This is a genomic window from Pseudomonas aphyarum (genome assembly GCF_028657055.1).
Lineage (GTDB): Bacteria > Pseudomonadota > Gammaproteobacteria > Pseudomonadales > Pseudomonadaceae > Aquipseudomonas > Aquipseudomonas aphyarum.
Map to the genome: position 1 here is coordinate 83,553 of NZ_JAMDGS010000006.1, position 25,037 is coordinate 108,589.

Here is a 25,037-nt window from a genome sequence, read left to right on the forward strand (position 1 = left end):
GTCAGGTTGATAATGGGCGCAAAGGCGAATAGTCTTCAGCCACGCCAGTGTATTCAGTGAGATGCACCAAGCTCGGCCGCAAACCGATGCTTGCCGAAAAAACCGCCCCGCAAAGGCGGTTTTTTTTCGCCTTTCGTTTGCCTGAGGCCGCCGCGTCGACGTGGAGACTTCTACCGTCTGCTCCCGATCAATCAGGCCGATAAGACGCCACCAGACACTCCTTCGCACTCTTCCTCAGCTTCTTGATCAACCGCTCCTGGCGCAACGCATCACCCTTGTCTCGGCAACGCTCGGTATAGACCAGCGCCATCGCCGGGCTTGAGAGAAAGAAGCGTGCGCCCTTGCCGCTCTGGTGCTTGGCGAAACGGCGCACGGGATCATCGCTGATCCCGCAGTACAGCGAACCGTTGGCGGCGCGTACGAGGTAGACGAACCAGGACTTGCTCACTGGAACGTCGGCATCGGGAGGATTTTCGCTGAGGCTGGTCACGGGACAATTCAGGCGTAAGGAAAACAGGCCGCGATCTTATCAGCGACTCGCCTGAAATGCCTTCAGCCCTTTCAGCGCCTGGGCGCGGACGGCGTTGCGCACCAACGGCGTCCAGCCCAGCAGCAGGCCCTTGAAGCCCAGCGCCTGGCGGGACCAGCGCCACAGATCGAAATGGTCGTGGTGTTCGCAGATCTTGCCGTCACGGAAGACGAAGCGTGCCTGGATATCGTTGATCACGATGTTGCCGGTCTGGCTGAACAGGTAGGTCGCCACCCAGTGGGCGCCGCCGCTGCGCTCGTCGGCGCGGACGTTGTCGAAAGTCAGGGAGAAGTCCTTGGCGCGAGTGGTGAGCATCCGCCACATGTCGCCGGCATCGCGGCCGCGCAGCTCGCCGAAGGCCGGATCGCTGAACACTACGTCGTCGGTGTAGCAGGCGGCCATGGCCTCGGCGTCGAGGCGTTGGAAAGCCTGGTAGAAACGGGTGATCAGGGCGCTGTGGGCTTCTTCACTCATGGGCAATCTCCAGGAAAGGTACAGATTGCCAGCACGATAATCCGCAAACGCTCGAAACACTATCGGCATTCGCATTCCGAATACCGACAGTGTGTGCGCATCAGACCTTTTCGCTTACGACCTGCACGTACAGCGCGCGACCGGCACCGAGGCCAGCGAGGATTGCCCCAGCACCGATAATGCCGAAGATCCAGCCCACGGCGTTCCAGCCGCCGGTCCAGTCATGCACCACGCCGACCGCGAACGGCCCCATGGACGCGAGGGTGTAGCCGAAGCCCTGGGACATGCTCGACAGGTTCGCCGCCACGTGGGAATCCCGCGAGCGCAGCACGATCAGGGTCAGCGCCAGGCTGAACGTACCGCCCTGCCCCAGGCCCAGCAGGATTGCCCAGCCCCACAGGCCTTCGATCGGCGCGTAGAGGCAACCGAACAGGCCGCCGAGTGTCAGGGCCATCACCACCACGATCGCCAGCCGCTGATCCTTGCCGCGCGTGGCCAGCCACGGTGCCGCCAGGGAGCTGGCAAGCTGGATGATCACCGAACCGGACAGCACCAGACCGGCCTGGGTCGGCGTCAGCCCGCGACCGATGAGGATCGACGGCAACCAGCCGAATACGATGTAGGCCAGCGACGATTGCAGGCCCATGTACAAGGTCACCTGCCACGCCAGCGGATCACGCAGCAGACCGCGGACCCGATAGGCAACGTTGTGCGCGCCGTGCTTCTGGCCGACTTGCGGCAGCCAGAACACTGCCGCCACCAGTGCCGGAATCACCCAGAAACCCAGGCCCATGGCCCAGCTGTGATCGAAGTGTTCGCTCAGCGGCACACTGGAACCCGCCGCCATCGCCGCGCCCAGGCACAGCGCCATGGTGTAGACACCGGTCATGGTGCCCGCATGCTTTGCGAAGTCACGCTTGACGATGCCCGGCAGCAACACGCCGATGATGCCGATGCTCGCGCCGCCGAGCACGCTGCCGGCAAACAGACCGATTTCGCCGAAGTTGCTGCGCAGGGTAATGCCGCCGGCCAGTGTCAGAAGAATCCCCAGGACTACCCGCTCGGCACCGAAACGCCGCGCGAGCACCGGGGCCAGCGGAGCGAACAAGCCGAGGCAGAGCACCGGCAACGTCGTCAGCAAACCTGCCTGAGCAGCTGACAAACCAAGGCTTTTCGACACATCACTGAGCAGCGGCGCCATGCTCGACAGCGCCGGGCGCAAGTTCAACGCGACCAGAATCAGCCCCAGCAGCAACAGCCACGGGCGCCGTACCAGCGGATGGCTTTGCTGCACCTGCTCGTCATCGGCCTCGGCATCGATCAGCAACTCCTCCAGTTCGGCGGTGCGCTTGGGGGCATTGGTGGCTTCTGGGCGGGACATGGTTTTCTCGGTTTCAAGGTTCATTGATCAACTGCCTCGACAGGGCTTTGGCCCGCTCCGGATCGCGCTGCTCGACGGCCTCAAGCAAGGCGACGTGCAAATCGAAGACTTCCTGTCGACGGGGGACGATGTTCAGGGTCTGGCGCAATTGCGCGCCGACGATGCTGGAAAAATAGCGATACAGCTCGCTGAGGGTCGGGTTGTGCGCGGCGTCCACCAGACGGCGGTGAAACACCAGATCGCAGCGGATGTAACTGTCGAGGTCGCCGTGATAGTGGCTGCCGGCAACACCCAGCGCCTCGCGCAACGCAACGAGGTCCTCGTCGGTACGGCGCAAGGCCGCCAGCCCAATGGCCTCGACTTCAAGAATGTGCCGGGTTTCCCGGGCCTGATCCAGCGAGCATTTGGACAGTGCCTTGAGCGTGTCCATTGGATCGACCACCGCCCGCAGGTAACTGCCGTCACCCTGACGGATCTCGATCAACCCGGAAAACGCCAGCACCCGCATCGCCTCGCGCACGGTGTTGCGGCTGATGCCGAGCTCGGCGCACAGCTCGGGCTCGGTCGGCAAACGCTGACCGACCTGCCACGTGCCGTCGGTGATGCGTTGGCGCAACTGATCCAGGGCCTGATCGACCAGGGATCGCTTTATGAGTGGAGAAATGTCTGACATAGGATTCGCCCTTTCATCCAATCATGGGATGAATTTTCTGACATGTTAGTCAGCTCCGTGTAGGACGGCAACCACCTAGGGTCAGAGAGACGCAAATGGAGCGGGATTTTCGATTGGTCAAAATTACCCTTTAAGGGTAATTTCAGGGACAGGGTTTTGGTTTCTTATGGAAAAGAACACACCCCATTACGACTTGGTGGTGATCAAGGCTGAGGTCAGGCGACGGGGAAGACAGGCATTCACCAAGAGCGCAGAAAAAACCGGACTGGATCTCGGCTTCAGCATCATAGAGATGCAAGAAATCGTTTTCGAACTGCAGAACAGGATGTTGTACAAGTCGATGACCACCTATGACGATCATCGAGTCTGGCAAGACGTTTATCACACGCACTCACACGATCTGGAGATTTACATCAAGGTGACATACCGCCCCGAAGGTGGCCCACCGGTAATCTCCTTCAAGGAGAAAAACCAATGAAGACCCGGCAATGTTTCAGCTGCGGTGCACGTGAGGGAATGACACATTTCGAGGGCCGCGGCGAAACCATCAGTGTCAAAGGCATGGAACGTCGTATCGATGACCTTGCTGGCTGGGAATGTCGCAAATGCGGTGAGGTCGAGTGGGACGCCGATACCGATAGTGCAGAACGATACACGCAAGCCGGTGATGATCTGGTGATTGCTGCCCGACAAATGATCGGTAACGAGATGAAGCGCATCCGGCGCAAATTGCACCTGACGCAAAAAGAAACGGTGCAACTGCTGTCTGGTGGCGGACACAACGCATTTTCCCGCTATGAGCGCGGCGAAGTGCTTCCGCCGAAGGCGTTGATGCTGCTGATGCGCCTGCTCGATCGCTATCCGCACTTGCTCGCCGATGCGAAAGCCTTGGGTGAAGGGGCGGATCTGAGGAACGCCTTCAAGTATACCGAGCACAAAGAACACGAAACCCTCACCGTTTCCTGACTCCCAAAAAACAAACCCGGCACAAGGCCGGGTTTATTTTATTCACCAGATCTCAATGCAGGATCTGACTCAGGAACAGCTTCGTACGATCATTCTGTGGATTGTCGAAGAAGTCGTTCGGCGCCGCCTGTTCAACGATTTCGCCCTTGTCCATGAAGATCACGCGGTTGGCCACGGTGCGGGCGAAGCCCATCTCGTGGGTCACGCAGAGCATGGTCATGCCGTCTTCGGCCAGGCCGATCATGGTGTCGAGTACTTCTTTCACCATCTCCGGGTCGAGTGCCGAGGTCGGTTCGTCGAACAGCATGATTTTCGGTTTCATGCACAGCGCGCGGGCGATCGCCACACGCTGTTGCTGACCGCCGGACAATTGCCCCGGGTACTTGTGCGCCTGCTCCGGAATGCGTACGCGTTCCAGGTAATGCATGGCAATTTCCTCGGCCTTGCGCTTGGGCATCTTGCGTACCCACATCGGCGCCAGGGTGCAGTTCTGCAGGATGGTCAGGTGCGGGAACAGGTTGAAGTGCTGGAACACCATGCCGACTTCACGGCGGATCGCTTCGATCTGCTTGAGGTCGTTGGTCAGTTCCACGCCATCGACCACGATGCGGCCCTGCTGGTGCTCTTCCAGACGGTTGAGGCAGCGGATGGTGGTGGATTTGCCGGAACCCGACGGGCCGCACAGCACGATACGCTCGCCCTGACGCACGTTGAGATTGATGTCTTTCAGCACGTGGAACTGGCCGTACCACTTGTTCACGCCCTGCATCTGAATGATGCCTTCAGGGCCCACTGGCTTTTTGATTGCTTCGCTCATCGAAAAAACTCCTAACGCTTGTGGCCAGTGTCGAGCTTGCGTTCCAGGTGCATGGAATAGCGCGACATACCAAAACAGAAAATCCAGAACACCAGGGCGGCGAACACGTAGCCTTCGGTGGCCATGCCCAGCCATTTCGGATCGGCAGCGGCTTGCTTGACGCTATTGAGCAGGTCAAAGAGGCCGATGATGATCACAAGGCTGGTGTCCTTGAACAGCGCGATGAAGGTGTTGACGATGCCGGGAATCACCAGCTTCAGGGCTTGCGGCAGAATCACCAGGCCCATGGCGCGCCAGTAACCGAGGCCCATCGCGGCCGCGGCTTCGTACTGGCCTTTGGGGATCGCTTGCAGACCGCCGCGCACCACCTCGGCGACGTACGCCGACTGGAACAGGATCACGCCGATCAGCGCCCGCAGCAGCTTGTCGAAGTTCATGCCTTCAGGCAGGAACAGCGGCAGCATCACCGAGGACATGAACAGCACCGTGATCAACGGCACGCCGCGCCAGAACTCGATGAAGGTCACGCAGACCACACGGATCGCCGGCATGTTCGAGCGTCGGCCCAGCGCCAGGACAATCCCCAGCGGCAACGCACCGGCGATGCCGACAGTGGCGATCACCAGAGTCAGCATCAGACCGCCCCACTGGCTGGTCGCCACGGTGTCGAGGCCGAAGACGCCGCCATGCAGCAGGCACCAGGCAACGATCGGGTAGACCACCAGGAAGCTCAGGCCGTACACCGCCTTGTGCGCCACGCGCTTGATGAACAGTGGCGCCACGCCGATGACCGCCAGCCACACGGTCAGGTCCACGCGCCAGCGCAGTTCCGGCGGGTAGTAGCCGTACATGAACTGGCCGAAACGCTGCTGGATGAAGACCCAGCAGGCGCCATCCTTGGTGCAGTCGGCGCGGGTGGTGCCGACCCAGTTGGCATCGATGATCGCCCAGCTGAGGATCGGCGGAATCACCAGGTAGATCAGGTAGAACGCGAACAGAGTCAGCAGGGTGTTGAGCCAGCTGGAGAACATGTTCGCGCGGATCCACGCCATCGGGCCGAAGACCTTGGCCGGCGGTGGCATGTCGGGTTTGAAAGTATGAGTACTCATGCGCTATTCCTTACCGCTCGATCAGCGCGATGCGCTTGTTGTACCAGTTCATCAGCAGGGAAATGCTGATACTGATCGCCAGGTACACGCTCATGGTGATGGCAATGACTTCGATCGCCTGACCGGTCTGGTTCAGCACGGTGCCGGCGAACAGCGAAACCATTTCCGGATAACCGATACCGGCCGCCAGCGAGGAGTTCTTCGCCAGGTTCAGGTATTGGCTGGTCAGCGGCGGGATTATGACCCGCAGCGCTTGCGGAATGATCACCTTGCGCAGGGTCGGGCCGTTGCGCAGGCCGAGCGAATGCGCTGCCTCGGTCTGGCCGTGGCTGACCGACTTGATGCCCGAACGCACGATCTCGGCGATGAACGCTGCGGTGTACACCGTCAGCGCCAGGGTCAAGGCCAGCAGTTCCGGAATCAGCACCCAGCCACCGACGAAGTTGAAGCCTTGCAGCTTCGGCATTTCCCAGTGCACGGGCGCACCGAAGATCAGCGCGCACACCGCCGGGATCACCAGGAACAGCGCCAGGCCGGCCCAGAACTTGTGGAACGGCTCGCCAGTGGCTTCAAAGCGTTTGTTGGCCCAGCGGCTCATCAGCACGATGGCGACGATGGCCACCACGATGCTGACCACGAACGCCCAGAAACCGTCGGCCATTTGCGCGGCCGGCATGTTCAGGCCACGGCTGCTGACGAAGAAGGTATCGCCGAAGTTGTGGCTGTTGCGCGGCCCCGGCATGGTCAGGAACACCGCGAAGTACCAGAACAGGATCTGCAGCAGTGGCGGGATGTTACGGAAAACCTCCACGTACACCGTTGCCAGTTTGGAAATGATCCAGTTCTTCGACAGGCGCGCGACGCCGACGATGAAGCCGAGGATCGTGGCCAGGATCACACCAATGAACGTCACCAGCAGCGTGTTGAGCAGGCCGATGACAAACACCCGGGCATAACTGTCCGCTTCGGTGTAGGAGATCAGGTGTTGAGCGATGCCGAACCCGGCACTGCGCTCCAGAAAGTCGAACCCCGAAGTGATACCCCGGTGTTGCAGGTTGGTCTGGGTGTTATCGAACAGATACCAGCCCAGGGAGACCACCGCCACGATGGTGATGATCTGAAATACCCACGCACGCACTCGTGGATCGCTGAGGCTGAGCCTCTGCTTTGGTGCGCCGATTGAATTTTGCATGAAGTGCCCCGGAAATAATGGAACAGAACGTCACCCGGCAGTTGGCCTGCCGGGTGACAGAACCATCAGCGCACTGGTGGTGCGTATTGAATGCCGCCGTTGTTCCACAGCGCGTTCAGGCCGCGGTCGATTTCCAGCGGAGTGCTCTTGCCGAGGTTTTTCTCGAAGATTTCGCCGTAGTTGCCGACTTGCTTGACGATCTGTACGACCCAGTCCTTCGGCAGTTTCAGGTCTTTGCCGTATTCGCCGTCTGCGCCCAGCATACGAGCGACATCCGGGTTCTTGGTCGCTTTGGCTTCAGCTTCGACGTTCTTCGAAGAGATGCCTGCTTCTTCGGTGTTCAGCAGCGCGTAGCCAACCCAACGCACGATGGCCAGCCACTCGTCGTCACCGTTACGCACGACCGGGCCCAGTGGTTCCTTGGAAATGGTTTCCGGCAGAACCACGTAGTCCTTCGGCGAAGCCAGCTTGCTGCGCTGGGCGAACAGCTGGGACTTGTCGGAGGTCAGCACGTCGCAACGACCGGATTCCAGCGACTTGGCGCTTTCATCGGAGGTGTCGAAAGTGATCGGGGTGTATTTCAGACCGTTGCCGCGGAAGTAGTCGGAAACGTTCAGCTCGGTGGTGGTACCGGCCTGGATGCAGATGGTTGCACCGTCCAGCTCTTTGGCACTCTTCACGCCCAGCTTGTTGTTTACCAGGAAGCCGATGCCGTCGTAGTAGGTAATGAAGCCCGGAAATTTCAGGCCCATGCCCGCGTCACGGGAGCTGGTCATGGTGGTGTTGCGCGACAGGATGTCGATCTCGCCCGACTGCAGAGCGGTGAAGCGCTCCTTGGCGTTCAACTGACTGAACTTGACCTTGGTCGCATCGCCGAACACGGCAGCGGCCACGGCGCGGCAGACGTCAGCATCGATACCCACGATCTTGCCGGTGGAATCCGGAACCGAGAAGCCTGGCAAGCCATCGCTGACGCCGCACTGCACGAATCCTTTCTTCTTCACTGCATCCAGGGTTGCACCCGCCTGAGCGAACCCGCTGACACCCAGTACTGCAGCAGCAGTCACGATCGCCAGAGTGGATTTCAACATCTTCATTCAAACCTCCAGTTTTGCTCTTGTTGTGTCGGAGCTTGAGTCCAGTCGCACCCTTTTGAGGCGCTGTTGACCCGTGTTGGCTTTTTTTGGGGTCAACCGACGCAGGACCTTCGCTATGAGTCTAGTAGGAGAAAATCCACATCATGGACAACTCACTTCTCACCAGTCGGCCGAACGGGCGGTAGCCCTTTCACGTTCGCTAAGCCCGTTGCGGCCATTGGCGAACATCCATCACCGGATTCTTTGCTATCCCGTCGCCAGGCGTTCACTGATAGTGTTACCGCCAGGCGCGAGATCGATTGCACGACTACCTCATAGCAAAGCCCGTACCACACCGGCAGCTGAAGCGATTGAGTGACAGGTCAATAGCAAAACTTGCAGCCTTGCGACATCTTCTTAACGGATCAACCGGGCGCGCACGCAAATCACGCACTCAATGAGAGCGCCCGCACACAATTGGAGCAGCCATGACCGAGCCCTTGATTCTTCAGCCTGTTAAGCCCGCAGACGCCTGCGTGATCTGGCTGCACGGCCTCGGCGCCGACCGCTACGACTTTCTGCCGGTGGCCGAAGCGCTTCAGGAAAGCCTGCTGAGCACGCGTTTCGTCCTGCCCCAGGCGCCGACCCGTCCGGTGACGATAAATGGCGGATATGCCATGCCGAGCTGGTACGACATCAAAGCCATGAGCCCGGCCCGGGCGATCGACCGCGACGAGCTGGAAGCGTCCGCCGACCGCATCATCGAATTGATCGAAGAACAGCGAAGCAGCGGAATAGACGCTTCGCGGATTTTCCTCGCCGGTTTCTCCCAGGGTGGCGCCGTGGTCTATCACACCGCGTTTCTGAAGTGGCAGGGGCCGTTGGGCGGGGTGCTGGCATTATCGACATACGCGCCGACGTTCAGTGATGAACTGGAGTTGTCCGCCAGCCAGCAGCGGATTCCGGTGCTGGCGCTGCACGGCCAGTTCGACAACGTGGTGCAGAACTCCATGGGACGCACGGCTTATGAGTATCTCAAGGCCCATGGTGTCACCGTGACATGGCAGGAATACCCAATGGAGCACGAAGTGTTACCCGAAGAAATTCGCGACATCGGCACATGGTTGAGCGAACGCCTGCGCTGACAATTCCGCCAAGGGTCGTCCTTTGATCATCCCACTACGCCGCGCCCGTTTCTTGCATTACACTGGCCGGCGTACATTCCTTAACCAATTGATGAGATGACCGTGCTCAAAGCACTCAAGAAAATGTTCGGTAAAAGCGAGGCTGAGCAGCTCGCGCCAGTCCCCACTGCGCCGTCGCACGCCCCCGGTCATCGCAGCGATGCCAGCCAGGCCGACCGCCAGACGCCCGCCACGACGCCAAAACGTGAACCGAAACCCGCTCCAGCTGCCGCGCCCGCCACCGAGCCAGCCCGCAGCGAAGCACCGAAACCGGCCAAGCCACGTCGCGAACCCAAGCCCAAGGCGCCGGTGATTCCCTGGAAACTCGAAGACTTCGTCGTCGAACCGCAGGAAGGCAAGACCCGTTTCCACGATTTCAAGCTCGCCCCGGAACTGATGCACGCCATCCACGACCTGGGTTTCCCGTATTGCACGCCGATCCAGGCTCAGGTGCTGGGTTATACCCTCGCCGGCAAAGACGCCATCGGCCGAGCCCAGACCGGTACCGGCAAGACCGCCGCGTTCCTGATCTCGATCATCACCCAGCTATTGCAGACCCCGCCGCCGAAAGAACGCTACATGGGCGAGCCACGGGCGCTGATCATTGCGCCGACCCGCGAGCTGGTGGTGCAGATCGCCAAGGACGCCGCCGACCTGACCAAGTACACCGGCCTCAACGTCATGACGTTCGTCGGCGGGATGGACTTCGACAAGCAGCTCAAGCACCTCGAAGCGCGCCATTGCGACATCCTCGTCGCGACCCCGGGCCGTCTGCTCGACTTCAACCAGCGCGGTGACGTACATCTGGACATGGTCGAAGTGATGGTGCTGGACGAAGCCGACCGCATGCTCGACATGGGTTTCATCCCGCAGGTCCGGCAGATCATTCGCCAGACCCCGCCGAAAAGCGAACGTCAGACCCTGCTGTTCTCCGCGACCTTCACCGATGACGTGATGAACCTCGCCAAGCAGTGGACCACCGATCCTGCGATCGTCGAAATCGAAGTCACCAACGTGGCCAACGAAAATGTCGAGCAGCACATCTACGCGGTGGCCGGTGCCGACAAATACAAACTGCTCTTCAACCTGGTCAACGACAACGGCTGGGAGCGTGTGATCGTGTTCGCCAACCGCAAAGACGAAGTGCGCCGCATCGAAGAACGCCTGGTGCGTGACGGCATCAACGCCGCGCAACTGTCCGGCGACGTGCCGCAGCACAAGCGGATCAAGACGCTCGAAGGCTTCCGCGAAGGCAAGATCCGCGTTCTGGTCGCCACCGACGTGGCCGGTCGAGGTATCCACATCGACGGCATCAGCCACGTGATCAACTTCACCCTGCCGGAAGTCCCGGACGACTACGTGCACCGCATCGGCCGTACCGGTCGTGCTGGCGCCGACGGCGTGTCGATCAGCTTCGCCGGTGAAGACGACTCCTATCAGTTGCCGTCCATCGAAGAAAAACTCGGTCGCAAGATCAGTTGTGAAACGCCGCCGACCCATCTATTGCGGGCGGTTGAGCGCAAGCGTCCACAATAAGCGACGCCATAAAGAGAAGCGCAGCCGGCAACGGACTGCGCTTTTTTTTCGCCCGGATATTGTTCGGAAAAACTAAAAGTCCATAATGGACAAATTAGTTTATAAACAGCCTCCGGAGTCCGACATGTCCAGTACGCCTTACGTGATCGACCAAACCCAGGCCCGCGAGCTGCTGGCCCGGATCGATGTGCCGCAAATTCTGCGCAAGCTGTTCCGCGATCTGGCGGCCGGGCATGCGGTGCAACCGGCGCAGCAACTGGTGGAATTCCCCCAGGGTGCCGGGGACTTCATCAACTATCTGGGCGTGCTGGCCGAAGACGGCGTGTACGGGGTCAAGACCTCGCCTTACATCGTTCGCGAACAAGGCCCGCTGGTGACGGCGTGGACACTGCTGATGTCGATGCAGACCGGCCAGCCGCTGCTGCTCTGCGATGCCGGCGAACTGACCACCGCCCGTACCGCTGCAACCACCGCCGTGGCGGTCGATGCCCTCGCCCCGTTGAAGGCCGCGCGACTGGCAATCATCGGCAGCGGCAAGGTCGCCCAAGCGCATCTGCATTACGTCAAAACGTTGCGCGACTGGCAGAGCATCAGCGTGTACTCGCCCACCTTGAGCGAAAACCCGGCAACCGCCCGCCAACTGCAAACCCTCGATCCACGGGTGAGCATCGCCGACAGCCGCGAAGCTGCCATCGCCGAAGCGGACGTGATCATGCTCTGCACTTCGTCCGCCGGCCCCGTGATCGACCCGACAACCTTGAGCAAACCGGCGCTCATCACCTCGATCAGCACCAACGCTCCGCGCGCCCACGAAGTGCCGCCGCAAAGCCTCAACGACATGCAGGTGTTCTGCGACTATCGTCTGACCACCCCGGGCTCGGCCGGCGAGATGCTGATCGCCAGCGAACAATATGGCTGGAACAGCAGCGCGATCATCGGTGACCTGGCGGATCTGCTCAGCGAAAAAGTGCAGCGTCCCGATTACAACCGTCACGTGTTTTTCCGCTCCATCGGTCTGGGCCTGGAAGACATCGCCCTGGCCAACGCCGTCTATCAATTGCAGCGCTGACACGGGAGATTTTCATGAGTCATGCAGATTTCATCATCATCGGCGGCGGGATTGCCGGCGCTTCCACCGGTTTCTGGCTGTCGCAGCACGGCAAGGTCGTGGTGCTGGAGCGCGAGTCTCACCCGGCCTATCACTCGACCGGGCGTTCGGCTGCGCTGTTCACTGCTGCTTATGGCACTGCGCAGGTTCGGGCGCTGACCCAGGCCAGCCGCGAATTCTTCGACCATCCGCCCAGCGGCTTCTGCGAGCATCCGCTGCTGACCCCGCGCGGTGAAATGACCGTGGATTTCACCGGCGACGCTGCCGAGCTGAACAATCAATACCTCAGCGCCAAAGCCACGGTGCCGGAGATGCAGTTGCTCAGCGCGGATGAAGCCTGCGCGCGGCTGCCGATCCTGCGCCGGGAGAAAGTCCATGGCGCGATCTACGACCCCACCGCCAGCGACATCGACACCGACGCCCTGCATCAGGGTTATCTGCGCGGTATCCGTCGCAACAACGGCGCGGTGCAGACCGATTGCGAAGTGCTCGGACTGAGCCGCGACGCCGAGGGCATCTGGCAAGTGCAGACCAACGGCCAGACCTTCAGCGCGCCCGTCGTGATCAACGCGGCAGGTGCCTGGGCCGACAAGATCGGTGCTCTCGCCGGCGCCCAGCCGCTGGGCCTGCAACCAAAACGTCGCGCCGCGTTCATCTTCGCCGGCCCCGAAGGCGTGGACATTCATCACTGGCCGATGCTGGTCAGCCTCGACGAATCGTTCTACATGAAGCCCGACGCCGGGATGTTCCTCGGCTCGCCGGCCAACGCCGACCCGGTCGAACCCCACGATGTGCAACCGGAAGAACTGGACATCGCTATGGGCATCTACCAGATCGAGGAAGCGACGACCCTGACCATCCGCCGACCGACCCGTACCTGGGCCGGCCTGCGCAGTTTCGTCGCCGACGGTGATTTGCTGTCCGGGTTCGATCCGCAGGTGCCGGGGTTGTTCTGGGTCGCGGCCCAGGGCGGTTACGGCATCCAGACTTCGCCGGCGATGGGCCAGGCCAGCGCGGCGCTGGTGCGTGGCGAATCGTTGCCCGAACACCTCAAGCAGTTCGGCCTGACCGCCGCCATGCTCGCCCCTGCCCGCCTGACCTGACCGTCCGCCCGGATGACGAGCCCGACGGATTGCGGCACACTCGCAACGCCCCCGGATCACGGGGCGTTGACGTTGCCTGGAGCTCCACAGTTATGACCGCCCCCGAACACACGCCCGAGCTGCATGACGCCGCGCTGGACAACTACCACGCCATCGCCGACGCCATTGCCACGCTGTTTTTCCCCCACGCCGAAGTGGTGCTGCATGACCTGCGCACGCAGAAGGTCGACTACATCGCCAACAACCTGTCGAAACGGGTGATCGGCGATGAATCGTCGCTGGAAGACATGCTCAGCGACGACGTCAGCGAACGGAACATCGGTCCGTACGAAAAGCTCAACTGGGACGGCCAGAAGATTCGCAGCCTGAGCACTGTGCTGCGCGACAACGAAGGTCATCCGCTGGCGGTGCTGTGTATCAACCTGAATATTTCGCTGTTCGAGAATGCCAAGGCTGCGCTGGATCTGTTTCTCTCGCCGAGCAAACTGATCCCGCAACCGGACTCGCTGTTTCGCGATGACTGGCAGGAGCGCATCAACACTTTCCTGCACGCCTGGCTACGCGAGCGGCAACTGAGCCTGAACCTGCTGACCCGCGATCACAAACGCGAACTGGTGCTGGCGCTGCACGCCGAAGGGGCGTTCAAGGGCAAGAGCGCCTCGAACTATGTGGCCAACGTGCTGAACATGGGACGGGCGACGGTGTACAAGCATTTGAAGGAATTGAAGGGCTGAAACCGTGCAGCCTGCAAAGGCTGCACGGTTTTCGGACTCAGTCGCCGTAGATATCGGACTTGAAGTACTTCTCGGAAATCTTCTGGTATTCGCCACTGGCGCGAATGCCGTCGATGGCAGTGTTCAACTGGCTGACCAGTTCGGCGTTGCCCTTGCGCACCGCAATCCCCGCGCCCTCGCCCACATACTTCGGATCCTTCAGCTCGGGCCCGACGAAGGCGTAACCCTTGCCCCGCGGCATCGACAGGAAGTCGGTCAGCGGAATGGTGTCGGCGAAGATCGCATCAAGACGCCCGGCCGCCAGGTCCATGTAGATCTCTTCGTTGTTGCCGTAACGCTTGACGTTGATGCCCTTGGGCTCGAACACCTCGGTGGCGTAACGGTCAGTGGTGGTCGCACGCTGCACGCCGACGGTCTTGCCTTTGAGGCTGGCGTACTGGTCATCGACGGTCGCGCCTTCCTTCATCACCAGCCGCGACGAGGTGAAGTAATACTTGTGGGTGAAGTCCACGGACTTCTTGCGGTCTTCGTTGATGGTCATGGACGACAGCGCCATGTCGATTTTCTTCACTTTCAGGGAAGGAATCAGACCATCGAACTCGCCCTCGACCCACACGCACTTGACCTGCATCTGCGCGCACAGGGCATTGCCGATGTCGTAGTCGAAACCGACGATTTCACCCTTGTCGGTCTTCGAGGCGAAGGGCGGATACGCCGCTTCGATACCGATGCGCAGGGTTTTCTCGGCGGCGAACGCGCTGCTGCACGCCAACAGGCTCAGTGCCAGACCGGTGATGAGGGGGAATTTCTTCATGTTCGTTCTCTCGCAGGTTGTTGTTGGTTTGGCAAGACAGAAGAAAAAACTGAAAAGGGGGAAAGCCTTTTTTGTACTTGTAAATCCATACTGGACTTTTACGTACAAACCGTCAATTGGACAAACGCCATCGGCGTCAGCCGATGGTCGGGAGTCGAGGGGGAGATTGATTGGGGAGAGGAATTACTGCTTCCAGCGATCCGCCGCCGCATGATCGCTGTCACGACCTTCGACCCAGCGCGGGCCATCGCTGGTGTTTTCTTTCTTCCAGAACGGTGCGCGGGTCTTCAGGTAATCCATGACGAAGGCGCAGGCGTCGAACGCCGCCTGGCGGTGGGCGCTGGCGGCGGCGACAAACACGATCGGCTCGCCCGGCTCCAGTGCGCCGATGCGGTGCAGGACTTCCAGCTTCAACAGCGGCCAACGCTGTTCGGCTTCAACGGCGATCTTGCCGAGGGCCTTTTCGGTCATGCCCGGATAGTGTTCGAGGAACATCCCGGCGACATCGAGGCCATCGTTGAAGTCGCGCACGTAACCGACAAAACTCACCACCGCGCCGACGCCGACATTGGCCGCGTGCATCGCGTTGACTTCAGCGCCCGGATCGAACGGTTCGGACTGCACCCGAATGCCCATGGCTCAGCCTCCGGTCACGGTAGGGAAAAACGCCACTTCGTCGCCATCGACCACCGGTTCGTCGAGCTGGCAGAGGTCTTCGTTGCGCGCGCACATCAGGTTCTGTTCGCTCAGCACGTCGGCGCCCTCACGCTGCGCCAACAGTGCGCGAACGTCATCGACGGTGGCGAAATCACCCTCGACCTTCACCGAATCCACACCCAGCGCTTCGCGGTAACGGGCGAAAAACTTCACGGTCAGGTTCATGGCTGCTCCGCCTGGAAATGCCCGCTCTTGCCGCCGACCTTTTCCAGCAGACGCACGCTTTCGATGGTCATGCCACGGTCCACGGCCTTGCACATGTCGTAGATGGTCAGGGCGGCGACGCTGGCGGCGGTCAGTGCTTCCATCTCGACGCCGGTCTGCCCGGACAATTTGCAGCGAGCTACGATGCGCACCGCGTCATCGCCTTCGGCACTGAGTTCGACCTTGACGCCAGTCAGCATCAGCGGATGGCACAGGGGAATCAGGTCACTGGTTTTCTTCGCCGCCTGAATGCCGGCAATGCGCGCCACGGCGAACACATCGCCCTTGGGATGGCCGCCGCTGACGATCATCTGCAGGGTGTCGGGCAGCATGCGCACCAGCGCTTGGGCCGTCGCTTCACGGAACGTCACGGCTTTTTCGGTGACGTCGACCATGTTGGCGCGACCTTGGGAATCGAGATGAGTCAGCACGGGATTACTCCTGATCAGGAGCGTCGATTGTAAACCTGGGGGTCAGAATTGCGCACATAAAAAACCGGGCGACTTTGCAGTCGCCCGGTTCGGTTTGACGGTTACAGATGCGATTCGGCGTATTCGGCCAGGATCGAGCGAGGCACCCCTTGCAGGGTGATGTGCACACCGTTGGGGAAATCCTTGAAGCGTTCGGTCAGGTAGGTCAGCCCGGAACTGGTCGCGGACAGGTAAGGGGTGTCGATCTGTGCCAGGTTGCCCAGGCACACCACTTTCGAACCGGCGCCGGCCCGGGTGATGATGGTTTTCATCTGGTGCGGCGTGAGGTTCTGGCATTCGTCAATCAGGATCAGGCTCTGCTGGAAGCTGCGACCGCGAATGTAGTTGAGCGATTTGAACTGCAACGGCACTTTGCTGAGGATGTAGTCGACGCTGCCATGGGTGTTTTCGTCATCCATGTGCAAGGCTTCGAGGTTGTCGGTGATGGCGCCCAGCCAAGGCTCCATTTTTTCCGCTTCGGTGCCGGGCAGGAAGCCGATTTCCTGGTCCAGACCCTGCACGCTGCGGGTGGCGATGATGCGGCGATAGCGTTTGCTGACCATGGTCTGCTCGATCGCCGCGGCCAGCGCCAGAATGGTTTTACCCGAACCGGCGGCGCCGGACAGGTTGACCAGGTGAATGTCCGGATCCAGCAGCGCGTACAGCGCCAGGCTCTGATAGATGTCCCGTGGCTTGAGGCCCCAGGCTTCCTGGTGCAGCAGCGGTTCCTGGTGCAGGTCGAGGATCAGCAGCTTGTCCTCTTCGATCTCCTTGATCCAGCCGACGAAGCCCTGCTCATCGATGATGAACTCGTTGATGTGCACGGCAGGCAGGTTGTCGATCAGCTGTACCTGATGCCAGGTGCGGCCGTGGTCCTGACGGGTTTCGACCTTGCTCACGCGGTCCCAGAAGGAGCCGGTCATGTTGTGATAGCCGTTGGGCAGCAGGGACACGTCGTCGACCAACTGGTCGGTGCTGTAGTCTTCGGCGTCGATCCCGCAGGCGCGCGCCTTGAGGCGCATGTTGATGTCTTTGGTGACCAGCACCACCGGTTTTTTCGGGTCGCGGGTGTGCAGGTCGATCAGCTGGTTGATGATTTTGTTGTCGTTCAGATGCTCCGGCAGAATCAGGTTCGATTCGGCCTGCTTGCTCATCAGAATCGACAGCAAGCCCTTCGGGCCGCCCTTGCCGCGCTGGATCGGCACGCCCTGTTCGACGTCATCGGGTGAGGCATCGCCCAGGGTCTTGTCGATCAGCCGGATAGCCTGACGGCATTCGGCGGCCACGCTGTGATGCCCGCTCTTGAGCTTGTCCAGCTCTTCAAGCACGGTCATCGGGATCGCGACGTGGTGTTCTTCGAAATTCAGCAGGGCGTTCGGATCGTGAATCAGTACGTTGGTATCGAGTACATAAAGGATTGGCTGGTTGGAGGAAGGGCTACGTCCGTGATCATCCATACTCGGTCACCTTTGTGGGAGCCATTCGACGCAATACCTCGGCGGTGCTGCGCCTCGAAGTGACTGCCGAATCCACCTGCACAGCTTTTGTCGGGATAGCAGGTGAACCGCACACAAAATGGGTCTTGGAAGACGCCACCTGTGTTGCAGGTTTCGGCGGTCTGACTTCGTAATACTCCAAAACCCGTGACAGAAAAAAGCACTTTGACGCTTTTTTGAAGTTTATTTTGCAAAGTGACGAAAAGCCCTTGGCGGACTGCCCTGCCCCCGTTAGAGTCGGAAGTCCGCCTGCACCGAATTTTGCAAAAAAATCACCCCAAGCCCAATGTTTCCGGGCTCTTGCCGTTTTTCAGCGAAACGCGTCCTGACAGTCTTCCCAGCCGATGCCGCTTTGCGCGGTTTGCGTGATCAGCCACGGCAACGCGGTCTTCACCGCATCCTGCTTCATGTTGAAATTGATCACCCCGTGCCGCCACAACAGCATCAGGGTCAGCACCCGCTGCGCGCTCGGAGCGCCCTTGAGCTTGCCGGCGCCGTCCTGGGCATCGATGTCCCACAGCGCCACTTGCAGGCCCTGACTGTTGAAGAAACTGCGGGCATCGCTGCGACGTTGGCCTTCCGGCGGACGGAACAGCGGCACGTAGTTTTCCGGCAGCTTGTTGCGGACCAGATCGGCACTGCGTCGCACCGAGTCCTGCCAGTCCTGCCAGTGGCTGTGGGAGCGGAACTCCCAGCCCTGCACGCCGACGCACTGCTGCGAAAACGCCGCTTGCAGACTGCTGACGGAACGGTCGGCCAGCCGCGCCTGAACATCCTTGCCCAACATGAAGAACGTACCGCTCAGGTTCGACTTGCGCAGGTACTCGGCGAGCCAGTCGGTGTTGTCCGGTTGCAGGTTGGCGGCGCTGTCGAAACTCAGCAGAAACAAGCGATCGTGCATGTCGTCGCCGTTGCGCTCATAGTCTCCGAAATGATCGATTTCACTGGTGGTCTGTGGCGACAGCGCAGCCTTGCGCATCAGCTCATCAAGGTATTGCAGGTGGAAGATCCGGCTCGGTTCGGCCCACCTGGTGTAATAGCTTTCGTCGCTGACCACGAATTTGGCGGCCTGCTCGCGCAGGGTCGGCAAGTCTTCGACGAGAAAGCAGAACGAGGCGTCCTGATCGCAACTTTGCTGGGCGAAGTTGTAATTGGCGAGCAGACGCTGCCACAGGCGCTCGCGCAGGCTGTTGATCGCGTCCAGATTGACCGTGCGCAGCCCCAGACGCTGGGCCAGCGCGGCTTCGTCCAGCGCTTCGGTGCCGAGCAGGCCTCGGGCGAACATCAGGATTTCCGCCCGCGAGGCGACATCGAACAGGGTCGGGTTGTCGAGTTTTTCCGGCCAGGTGCTGCGATCCAGCGTCGCGATATCGCCCGGCGCCGCAACGGCACCGACGCTCAACAGCCACGCGGTGAAAAAAAGAACAATGCGCAAAGGGTGTCTCCATAACAAAACCCGCGCGGCACTATAGCTGATGTGCAGGGCTCACGGACGCGGCCCTCACCCCAGCCCTCCCGAAACGTCGGACCGCCCGGAGGGAGAGGGAGCCGATCTGTGTGGATTCAAAATCAGCGCTCAACTCAAAAGATCAGGTCGGCGGAGATCGACAGTAAAACTCGGTCAGTCCCCTCTCCCTCTGGGAGAGGGTTAGGGTGAGGGAAAAATCCACCAGCTGTCGCAAATGCTTGAGCTTACTCATACCTATAACCCCCATAGCTGGAGTCATCCGCCCCAACCCCCTAGAATCGCCCCCACGATTAAAGGAGACGACTTCATGCTGATGGTGATTTCCCCCGCCAAGACCCTCGATTACGAAACACCGCCGGCGACCCAGCGCTTCACCCAGCCGCAATACCTCGACCATTCCCAGGAACTGATCCAGCAACTGCGCGAGCTGAGCCCGGCGCAGATCAGCGAACTGATGCACGTGTCCGACAAGATCGGCGGCCTCAACGCCGCGCGTTTCGGCAGCTGGACACCGGCGTTCACCCCGGAAAACGCCAAACAGGCACTGCTGGCCTTCAAGGGCGACGTCTACACCGGACTCGACGCCCAGAGCTTCAGCGAAGCCGATTTCGATTACGCGCAACAGCACCTGCGCATGCTCTCCGGCCTTTACGGTTTGCTGCGCCCGCTCGACCTGATGCAGCCGTATCGCCTGGAAATGGGTACCAAACTGGCCAACGCCCGAGGCAAAGACCTGTACGCATTCTGGGGCACGCGCATCAGCGAATGGCTGAACGAAGCGCTGGCCGACCAGGGCGACGACGTGCTGTTGAACCTGGCGTCCAACGAATACTTCTCGGCGGTCAAACGCACAGCCCTGAACGCGCGGATCATCAATACCGAGTTCAAGGATATGAAGAACGGCCAGTACAAGATCATCAGCTTCTACGCCAAGAAAGCCCGGGGCCTGATGAGCCGCTTCGTGATCCAGGAACGCATCAACGACCCGGCAGCCCTCAAGCAGTTCGACGTGCAGGGTTATCGCTACAGCGCCGAGCAATCGAAACCGGACAATCTGGTGTTCCTGCGCGACCACGCACCGGAATAAAGCATGCACTTCTGCACGACTCTTAATAGAGAGAGTCGTGCAGCTCGCACGACGTCAAAAATCCCCCGCCCGTTTGCGCCTATTTATTGGCGCCATAAAAACATCACCCTCTTTTCTATCTTTAGTTTCACTCGACAGTTGTCATTTTTTTCAGTAGTGGCACCTAAATTTTTTCACGGTAGTGGCACAAAACCATCTAAGGCGATCATCTCCCTGTCAATAAAGGGCGAAATGGAAAGTGCTATCAATATGAAAGCAGTGCCATCTTTCTCAATATTTCAAAAAATTTCAGATTTCGCGATGAGCGGACAGGAACTATGTCCAAATGCATAGCTCATACCACCGGTAACGATTCTCGCCGAGTTTGTACGAGATAACTTACGCAGAGAACAAACCCATGTAACCAAGTTGTCACAGCAACTTGCCCCAATGGATAACAACTCTGGACAACTAGCGAAGGACAGGAGATACGCATCATTAATATCCCCTACAAGGCCAAGGCCGCGCCCTTATAAACGTGCTCGCCAGAGCACCCAACCGCCCGATCTACAGGCCTTCCGCCTGACATCGAGCGCGCAATACGATTGCACAAGAGCCCTCTGACAAGAGGATCAGCTGCATAACGGGGCACGTCATAACAACAAGGCCTGGTTGCGCACATCTTGAGTGCACTTATTTAGACACTCGGAACTTAAGTATGCCTGCACACGGCATTGTGACGCCTGCAAGTCACACTTTCGAGTGCACTAAGACCGCTGAACACCATTAACTCCGGCCTTCTAATGGCCTGATATATACAGAGGTAATTGCGATGCGCATCAGCATATTTGGTTTGGGTTACGTCGGCGCTGTTTGTGCCGGTTGCCTGTCTGCACGGGGCCATGACGTGGTTGGCGTCGATGTTGCCAAAGACAAGATCGACATGATCAACGCTGGCAAATCTCCCATTGTCGAACCGGGCCTGGGCGAGTTGCTGGCACAAGGTATCCAGACCGGTCGTCTGCGCGGCACCACCAACTTCGCCGAAGCGATTCGCGACACCGACCTGTCGATGATCTGCGTCGGCACGCCGAGCAAGAAGAACGGCGACCTGGAACTGAACTACATCGAAGCGGTGTGCCGCGAGATCGGTTTTGTCCTGCGTGAAAAAACCACCCGTCACACCATCGTCGTGCGCAGCACCGTTCTGCCGGGCACCGTGGCAAACGTTGTCATCCCGATCCTCGAAGACTGCTCCGGCAAGAAAGCCGGCGTTGATTTCGGTGTCGCCGTGAACCCTGAGTTCCTGCGTGAATCCACTGCGATCGCCGACTACGACCTGCCACCGATGACCGTCATCGGCGAGTTCGACAAGGCGTCGGGCGACGTTCTGCAATCGCTGTACGAAGAACTCGACGCACCGATCATCCGCAAGGACATCGCCGTCGCCGAGATGATCAAGTACACCTGCAACGTCTGGCACGCCACCAAAGTGACCTTCGCCAACGAGATCGGCAACATCGCCAAAGCGGTCGGCGTCGATGGTCGCGAAGTGATGGACGTGGTCTGCCAGGACAAGACCCTCAACCTGTCCCAGTACTACATGCGCCCGGGCTTCGCCTTCGGCGGTTCGTGCCTGCCCAAAGACGTGCGCGCCCTGACCTACCGCGCCGGTTCCCTGGACGTCGAAGCGCCGCTGCTCAACTCGCTGATGCGCAGCAACGAATCGCAAGTGCAGAACGCCTTCGACATCGTTGAAAGCCACGACAAACGCAAAGTCGCCCTGCTCGGCCTGAGCTTCAAGGCCGGCACCGACGACCTGCGCGAAAGCCCGCTGGTGGAACTGGCCGAGATGCTGATCGGCAAGGGTTACGACCTGAGCATCTACGACAGCAACGTCCAGTACGCCCGTGTTCACGGCGCGAACAAGGACTACATCGAGTCGAAGATCCCGCACGTGTCGTCCCTGCTCAGCGCGGACTTCGATTCGGTGATCGACAACTCCGACGTGATCATCCTCGGCAACCGCGACGAGAAGTTCCGCGCGCTGGCCCAACAGGCACCGCACGGCAAGCAGGTCATCGACCTGGTCGGCTTCATGACCAAGGCCACCGATGCCGGCACCCGCACCGAAGGCATCTGCTGGTAACGCAGCAGCAAGCCCCGAGTTTCAAGCCGCACGCCGTGAATCGGCGGCGGCTTGAAGCCCCCATCACCTTCGGATGACGGTCATGTCCAAGCTCAAACATTTTTTTCTGCAATCCGCCGGCTGGCTTTTGTTTCTGAGCCTGCTGATGGGCCTGGCCCTGATGCTGCCCACGTCCACGTTCGACTCCGAGTCGAAGGACTTCATTTTCCTGATTGGCGCCGTGGGTATCTGGCGCTACTCGATGGGTGCCACGCACTTTGTGCGCGGCATGATTTTTCTCTACATCGTTTACCCGCACCTGCGCCGCAAGGTTCGCAAGCTGGGTAAAGCGGCGGACCCGTCGCATGTGTTTCTGATGGTCACCAGTTTTCGCATCGACGCGTTGACCACCGCGCAGGTCTACAGCTCGGTGATCCGCGAAGCCATCGACTGCGAACTGCCGACCACCGTGGTCTGCTCCATCGTGGAAATGTCCGATGAGCTGCTGGTCAAGGCGCTGTGGGCGCGGATGAATCCGCCAGAACGCGTGAAGCTCGACTTCGTGCGCATCCCCGGCACCGGCAAGCGCGATGGCCTGGCGTTTGGTTTCCGCGCGATTTCCCGCCACCTGCCGGACGACCGCGCCGTGGTGGCCGTGATCGACGGCGACACCGTGCTCGGCGAAGGCACCGTGCGCAAGACCGTGCCGTGGTTCCAGCTGTTCGGCAACGTCGGCGGCCTGACCACCAACGAATTCTGCGAAGTGCGCGGCGGCTACATCATGAGCGAATGGCACAAGCTGCGTTTCGCCCAGCGCCACATCAACATGTGCTCGATGGCCCTGTCCAAACGCGTGCTGACCATGACCGGGCGCATGTCGGTGTTCCGTGCCACCGTGGTCACCAACCCGGAATTCATCGCCGACGTCGAAAGCGACTCGCTGCAACACTGGCGCCTGGGCCGTTTCAAGTTCCTGACCGGCGACGACAAGTCGAGCTGGTTCAGCCTGATGCGCCTGGGCTACGACACCTTCTACGTGCCGGACGCGGCGATCAACACCGTTGAACACCCGCCGGAAAAGAGCTTCATCAAGGCCAGCCGCAAACTGATGTTCCGCTGGTACGGCAACAACCTGCGGCAGAACTCCCGGGCTCTGGGCCTGGGCGTGAAACGCCTCGGCGCCTTCACCTCGGTGGTGCTGTTCGACCAGCGCGTTTCGATGTGGACATCCTTGCTCGGCCTGACCGTGGCAATCATCGCCAGCTTCAAGTACGGCACCGCGTTCATCCTGGTTTACCTGCTGTGGATCGGCATCACCCGGCTGATTCTGACGCTGCTGCTGTCGTGCTCGGGCCACCGGATCGGACCGGCCTACCCGGCGATTCTCTATTACAACCAGATCGTCGGCGCGCTGGTGAAGATCTACGTATTCTTCCGCCTCGACCAACAATCCTGGACCCGACAACCCACTGCCCTGACCCGTGATCTCGCCAGCTTTCAACGTTGGTTCAACACCTGGTCGTCTCGGACCATGACCTTCTCCGCCGGCAGCATTTTCGTCGCCGTGCTGCTGATGATGGTCTGACCCGCCCCCTCTTGAATTAACAAGGAAATCGCCCCTATGAATACCGCCGTCAACGTCAACGTAGTGCATGAATCCGAAGCCCAGCGCCAGCACGCCCGGGTCAAAATCCCGGCCAAGCTGCGGTTCTTCGGCCCTGACCGGACGCCCGTCGAGGCGCGGGTCATCGACCTGTCTGCCGGTGGCCTGGCGTTCAATGCCGGTCAACTACCGCTGACCGTCGGCGAGGTGTACAAGGCGCGTCTGCAATTCGTCATCGACAACCTCGGCCTGGCCATGGACGTGGAGCTGCAAGTGCGCTCCTTCGACCGCCAGACCGGCCGTGCCGGTTGCCAGTTCCAGAACCTCGAACCGCAGGACATTTCGACCCTGCGCCACCTGATCACTTCGCACCTGGCCGGCGACATCGTCAGCATCGGCGAAGTGCTGGCGACCCTGCAGCGCGACAACTTCACCAAGGCGCGCAAGGTCAAGGACGGCGGCCACGGCATGACCCCGTTCGGTCGCCTGAAAGCCGTGACCTTCAGCGCCGGTGTGTTCGCGGTCGGCCTGGTGGCGGCGGGGTTCATTTTCAAATCGGTGTACAGCATGTACTTCGTCAGCCATGCGCAGGCCGGTCTGGTCAGCGTGCCGGGCATGAACATCACCATGCCGCGCGACGGCACCGTGCAGAGCCTGGTGAAATCCGACGGCGTTGCCGCCAAGGGCGCACCGCTGGCGACGTTCAGCACCAGCATGCTCGACGTACTCAAGGGCCATCTGGAAGAAGATCAACTGTCCCCGGCCAAGGTTGAAGAACTGTTCGGCAAGCAGATGACCGGAACCCTGACCTCGCCGTGCGATTGCACCGTGGCCCAGCAACTGGTGGCTGACGGTCAATACGCAAGCAAGGGTGACGTGATCTTCTCGCTGGTACCGCGCAACACCCAGGCCACCGTCGATGCGCGCTTCTCCTATCGCCAGTTCGGCGACGTGCGCCCGGGCACTCCGGTGAGCTTCCAGATCGCCGGCGAAGACAAAACCCGCACCGGCAAGATCGTCAGCAGCACCAGCCTGAAAAGCGCTGACCTGTCCTCCGACATCCGCGTACAGATCCAGCCAGACGAGCCGCTGGACAGCCGCTTCGCCGGCCGCCCGGTGGAAGTGAACAGCGACCGTGGTCCGAACCTCAACTGGCTGATCGACAAAGCCATGGCTGCCGGTCTTTAAG

General features: G+C 60.4%; 25 protein-coding genes. 11 read left to right on the forward strand and 14 right to left on the reverse strand.

Translation table 11 applies throughout. The features are described from left to right. Window positions 1–187 precede the first annotated feature (187 nt). From M5G18_RS09585 to M5G18_RS09600, 4 genes are all read right to left on the reverse strand, one after another. Window positions 188–490 (reverse strand): GIY-YIG nuclease family protein, encoded by a 303-nt coding sequence (locus tag M5G18_RS09585; protein WP_085690619.1) that lies wholly within the window; start codon window positions 488–490, stop codon window positions 188–190. Between the two features lie 39 nt (window positions 491–529). After that, window positions 530–1,003, reverse strand: a complete 474-nt coding sequence (locus M5G18_RS09590) for a nuclear transport factor 2 family protein (RefSeq protein WP_085608154.1) — start codon at window positions 1,001–1,003, stop codon at window positions 530–532. A gap of 100 nt (window positions 1,004–1,103) precedes the next feature. Beyond that, window positions 1,104–2,408 carry a CynX/NimT family MFS transporter gene (locus M5G18_RS09595; protein WP_273900085.1) on the reverse strand — a complete coding sequence of 435 codons (1,305 nt, stop codon included), beginning with the start codon at window positions 2,406–2,408 and terminating at the stop codon, window positions 1,104–1,106. Continuing rightward, entirely contained in the window at window positions 2,398–3,057 is a 660-nt protein-coding gene (locus M5G18_RS09600) for a FadR/GntR family transcriptional regulator (RefSeq protein ID WP_007957343.1), read from the reverse strand. Before M5G18_RS09600 ends, M5G18_RS09595 begins: the two co-directional genes overlap by 11 nt. A gap of 166 nt (window positions 3,058–3,223) precedes the next feature. Between M5G18_RS09600 and M5G18_RS09605 the strand changes: the two genes are divergently transcribed. Together M5G18_RS09605 and M5G18_RS09610 are read left to right on the forward strand one after the other, a co-directional pair. After that, window positions 3,224–3,535 (forward strand): type II toxin-antitoxin system MqsR family toxin, encoded by a 312-nt coding sequence (locus M5G18_RS09605; protein WP_074691191.1) that lies wholly within the window; start codon window positions 3,224–3,226, stop codon window positions 3,533–3,535. Next, complete coding sequence (locus M5G18_RS09610) at window positions 3,532–4,023, forward strand: type II TA system antitoxin MqsA family protein (RefSeq protein WP_007957339.1); 492 nt, start codon at window positions 3,532–3,534, stop codon at window positions 4,021–4,023. The genes M5G18_RS09605 and M5G18_RS09610 overlap by 4 nt, the downstream gene beginning before the upstream one ends. Before the next feature lie 52 nt (window positions 4,024–4,075). Here the strand turns inward: M5G18_RS09610 and M5G18_RS09615 are convergent, their stop codons facing one another. From M5G18_RS09615 to M5G18_RS09630, 4 genes are all read right to left on the reverse strand, one after another. After that, window positions 4,076–4,840 (reverse strand): amino acid ABC transporter ATP-binding protein, encoded by a 765-nt coding sequence (locus M5G18_RS09615; RefSeq protein ID WP_007957337.1) that lies wholly within the window; start codon window positions 4,838–4,840, stop codon window positions 4,076–4,078. Window positions 4,841–4,851: 11 nt separating this feature from the next. After that, on the reverse strand, window positions 4,852–5,949 hold the full coding sequence (locus M5G18_RS09620) for an amino acid ABC transporter permease (RefSeq protein ID WP_007957335.1): 1,098 nt from the start codon (window positions 5,947–5,949) through the stop codon (window positions 4,852–4,854). 10 nt (window positions 5,950–5,959) lie between these two features. Further along, entirely contained in the window at window positions 5,960–7,141 is a 1,182-nt protein-coding gene (locus M5G18_RS09625; protein WP_129973000.1) for an amino acid ABC transporter permease, read from the reverse strand. 65 nt (window positions 7,142–7,206) lie between these two features. Next, the gene (locus M5G18_RS09630; RefSeq protein WP_007957332.1) at window positions 7,207–8,238 is read right to left on the reverse strand and encodes an amino acid ABC transporter substrate-binding protein; all 1,032 of its coding nucleotides are present in this window, start codon (window positions 8,236–8,238) and stop codon (window positions 7,207–7,209) included. Between the two features lie 467 nt (window positions 8,239–8,705). Between M5G18_RS09630 and M5G18_RS09635 the strand changes: the two genes are divergently transcribed. The 5 genes from M5G18_RS09635 to M5G18_RS09655 all read left to right on the forward strand — a co-directional run bounded on the left by M5G18_RS09635 (window position 8,706) and on the right by M5G18_RS09655 (window position 13,882). After that, complete coding sequence (locus tag M5G18_RS09635; protein ID WP_039769482.1) at window positions 8,706–9,362, forward strand: alpha/beta hydrolase; 657 nt, start codon at window positions 8,706–8,708, stop codon at window positions 9,360–9,362. 96 nt (window positions 9,363–9,458) lie between these two features. Next, window positions 9,459–10,937, forward strand: coding sequence for an ATP-dependent RNA helicase RhlB (rhlB, locus tag M5G18_RS09640; RefSeq protein ID WP_273900088.1), 1,479 nt, complete (start codon window positions 9,459–9,461; stop codon window positions 10,935–10,937). A 124-nt stretch (window positions 10,938–11,061) separates the two neighbouring features. Further along, window positions 11,062–12,006, forward strand: a complete 945-nt coding sequence (locus tag M5G18_RS09645; protein WP_273900089.1) for an ornithine cyclodeaminase family protein — start codon at window positions 11,062–11,064, stop codon at window positions 12,004–12,006. 14 nt (window positions 12,007–12,020) lie between these two features. Further along, window positions 12,021–13,148, forward strand: a complete 1,128-nt coding sequence (locus M5G18_RS09650) for an NAD(P)/FAD-dependent oxidoreductase (RefSeq protein WP_273900090.1) — start codon at window positions 12,021–12,023, stop codon at window positions 13,146–13,148. 92 nt (window positions 13,149–13,240) lie between these two features. Next, a complete protein-coding gene (locus M5G18_RS09655) occupies window positions 13,241–13,882 on the forward strand; it encodes a helix-turn-helix transcriptional regulator (protein ID WP_273900091.1) in 642 nt (213 codons plus the stop codon). 37 nt (window positions 13,883–13,919) lie between these two features. On the opposite strand, the gene M5G18_RS09660 is transcribed toward M5G18_RS09655, so the two are convergent. The 6 genes from M5G18_RS09660 to M5G18_RS09685 form a co-directional block, all read right to left on the reverse strand. After that, window positions 13,920–14,696: an ABC transporter substrate-binding protein gene (locus M5G18_RS09660; RefSeq protein WP_273900092.1), complete on the reverse strand. Its 777-nt coding sequence runs from the start codon at window positions 14,694–14,696 to the stop codon at window positions 13,920–13,922. Between the two features lie 183 nt (window positions 14,697–14,879). After that, window positions 14,880–15,332, reverse strand: a complete 453-nt coding sequence (moaE, locus tag M5G18_RS09665; protein WP_102717122.1) for a molybdopterin synthase catalytic subunit MoaE — start codon at window positions 15,330–15,332, stop codon at window positions 14,880–14,882. 3 nt (window positions 15,333–15,335) lie between these two features. Then, window positions 15,336–15,578: a MoaD/ThiS family protein gene (locus tag M5G18_RS09670; RefSeq protein ID WP_064382453.1), complete on the reverse strand. Its 243-nt coding sequence runs from the start codon at window positions 15,576–15,578 to the stop codon at window positions 15,336–15,338. Beyond that, a complete protein-coding gene (gene moaC, locus M5G18_RS09675; RefSeq protein ID WP_007957321.1) occupies window positions 15,575–16,048 on the reverse strand; it encodes a cyclic pyranopterin monophosphate synthase MoaC in 474 nt (157 codons plus the stop codon). The genes M5G18_RS09670 and moaC overlap by 4 nt, the downstream gene beginning before the upstream one ends. Window positions 16,049–16,149: 101 nt before the next feature. Continuing rightward, window positions 16,150–17,544: a PhoH family protein gene (locus M5G18_RS09680; RefSeq protein WP_007957320.1), complete on the reverse strand. Its 1,395-nt coding sequence runs from the start codon at window positions 17,542–17,544 to the stop codon at window positions 16,150–16,152. A gap of 349 nt (window positions 17,545–17,893) precedes the next feature. Then, a complete protein-coding gene (locus tag M5G18_RS09685; protein WP_273900093.1) occupies window positions 17,894–19,018 on the reverse strand; it encodes a polysaccharide deacetylase family protein in 1,125 nt (374 codons plus the stop codon). A 340-nt stretch (window positions 19,019–19,358) separates the two neighbouring features. Here M5G18_RS09685 and yaaA point away from each other — a divergent pair, with 340 nt between their 5' ends. The 4 genes from yaaA (at window position 19,359) to M5G18_RS09705 (ending at window position 25,036) form a co-directional block, all read left to right on the forward strand. Further along, entirely contained in the window at window positions 19,359–20,138 is a 780-nt protein-coding gene (gene yaaA, locus M5G18_RS09690; protein WP_273900094.1) for a peroxide stress protein YaaA, read from the forward strand. An 811-nt stretch (window positions 20,139–20,949) separates the two neighbouring features. Then, complete coding sequence (locus M5G18_RS09695; protein ID WP_273900095.1) at window positions 20,950–22,266, forward strand: nucleotide sugar dehydrogenase; 1,317 nt, start codon at window positions 20,950–20,952, stop codon at window positions 22,264–22,266. A gap of 82 nt (window positions 22,267–22,348) precedes the next feature. Beyond that, window positions 22,349–23,830 (forward strand): mannuronan synthase, encoded by a 1,482-nt coding sequence (gene alg8, locus M5G18_RS09700; protein WP_162803806.1) that lies wholly within the window; start codon window positions 22,349–22,351, stop codon window positions 23,828–23,830. A 36-nt stretch (window positions 23,831–23,866) separates the two neighbouring features. Continuing rightward, window positions 23,867–25,036, forward strand: coding sequence for an alginate biosynthesis protein Alg44 (locus tag M5G18_RS09705; protein ID WP_007957311.1), 1,170 nt, complete (start codon window positions 23,867–23,869; stop codon window positions 25,034–25,036). Window position 25,037: the final 1 nt, after the last annotated feature.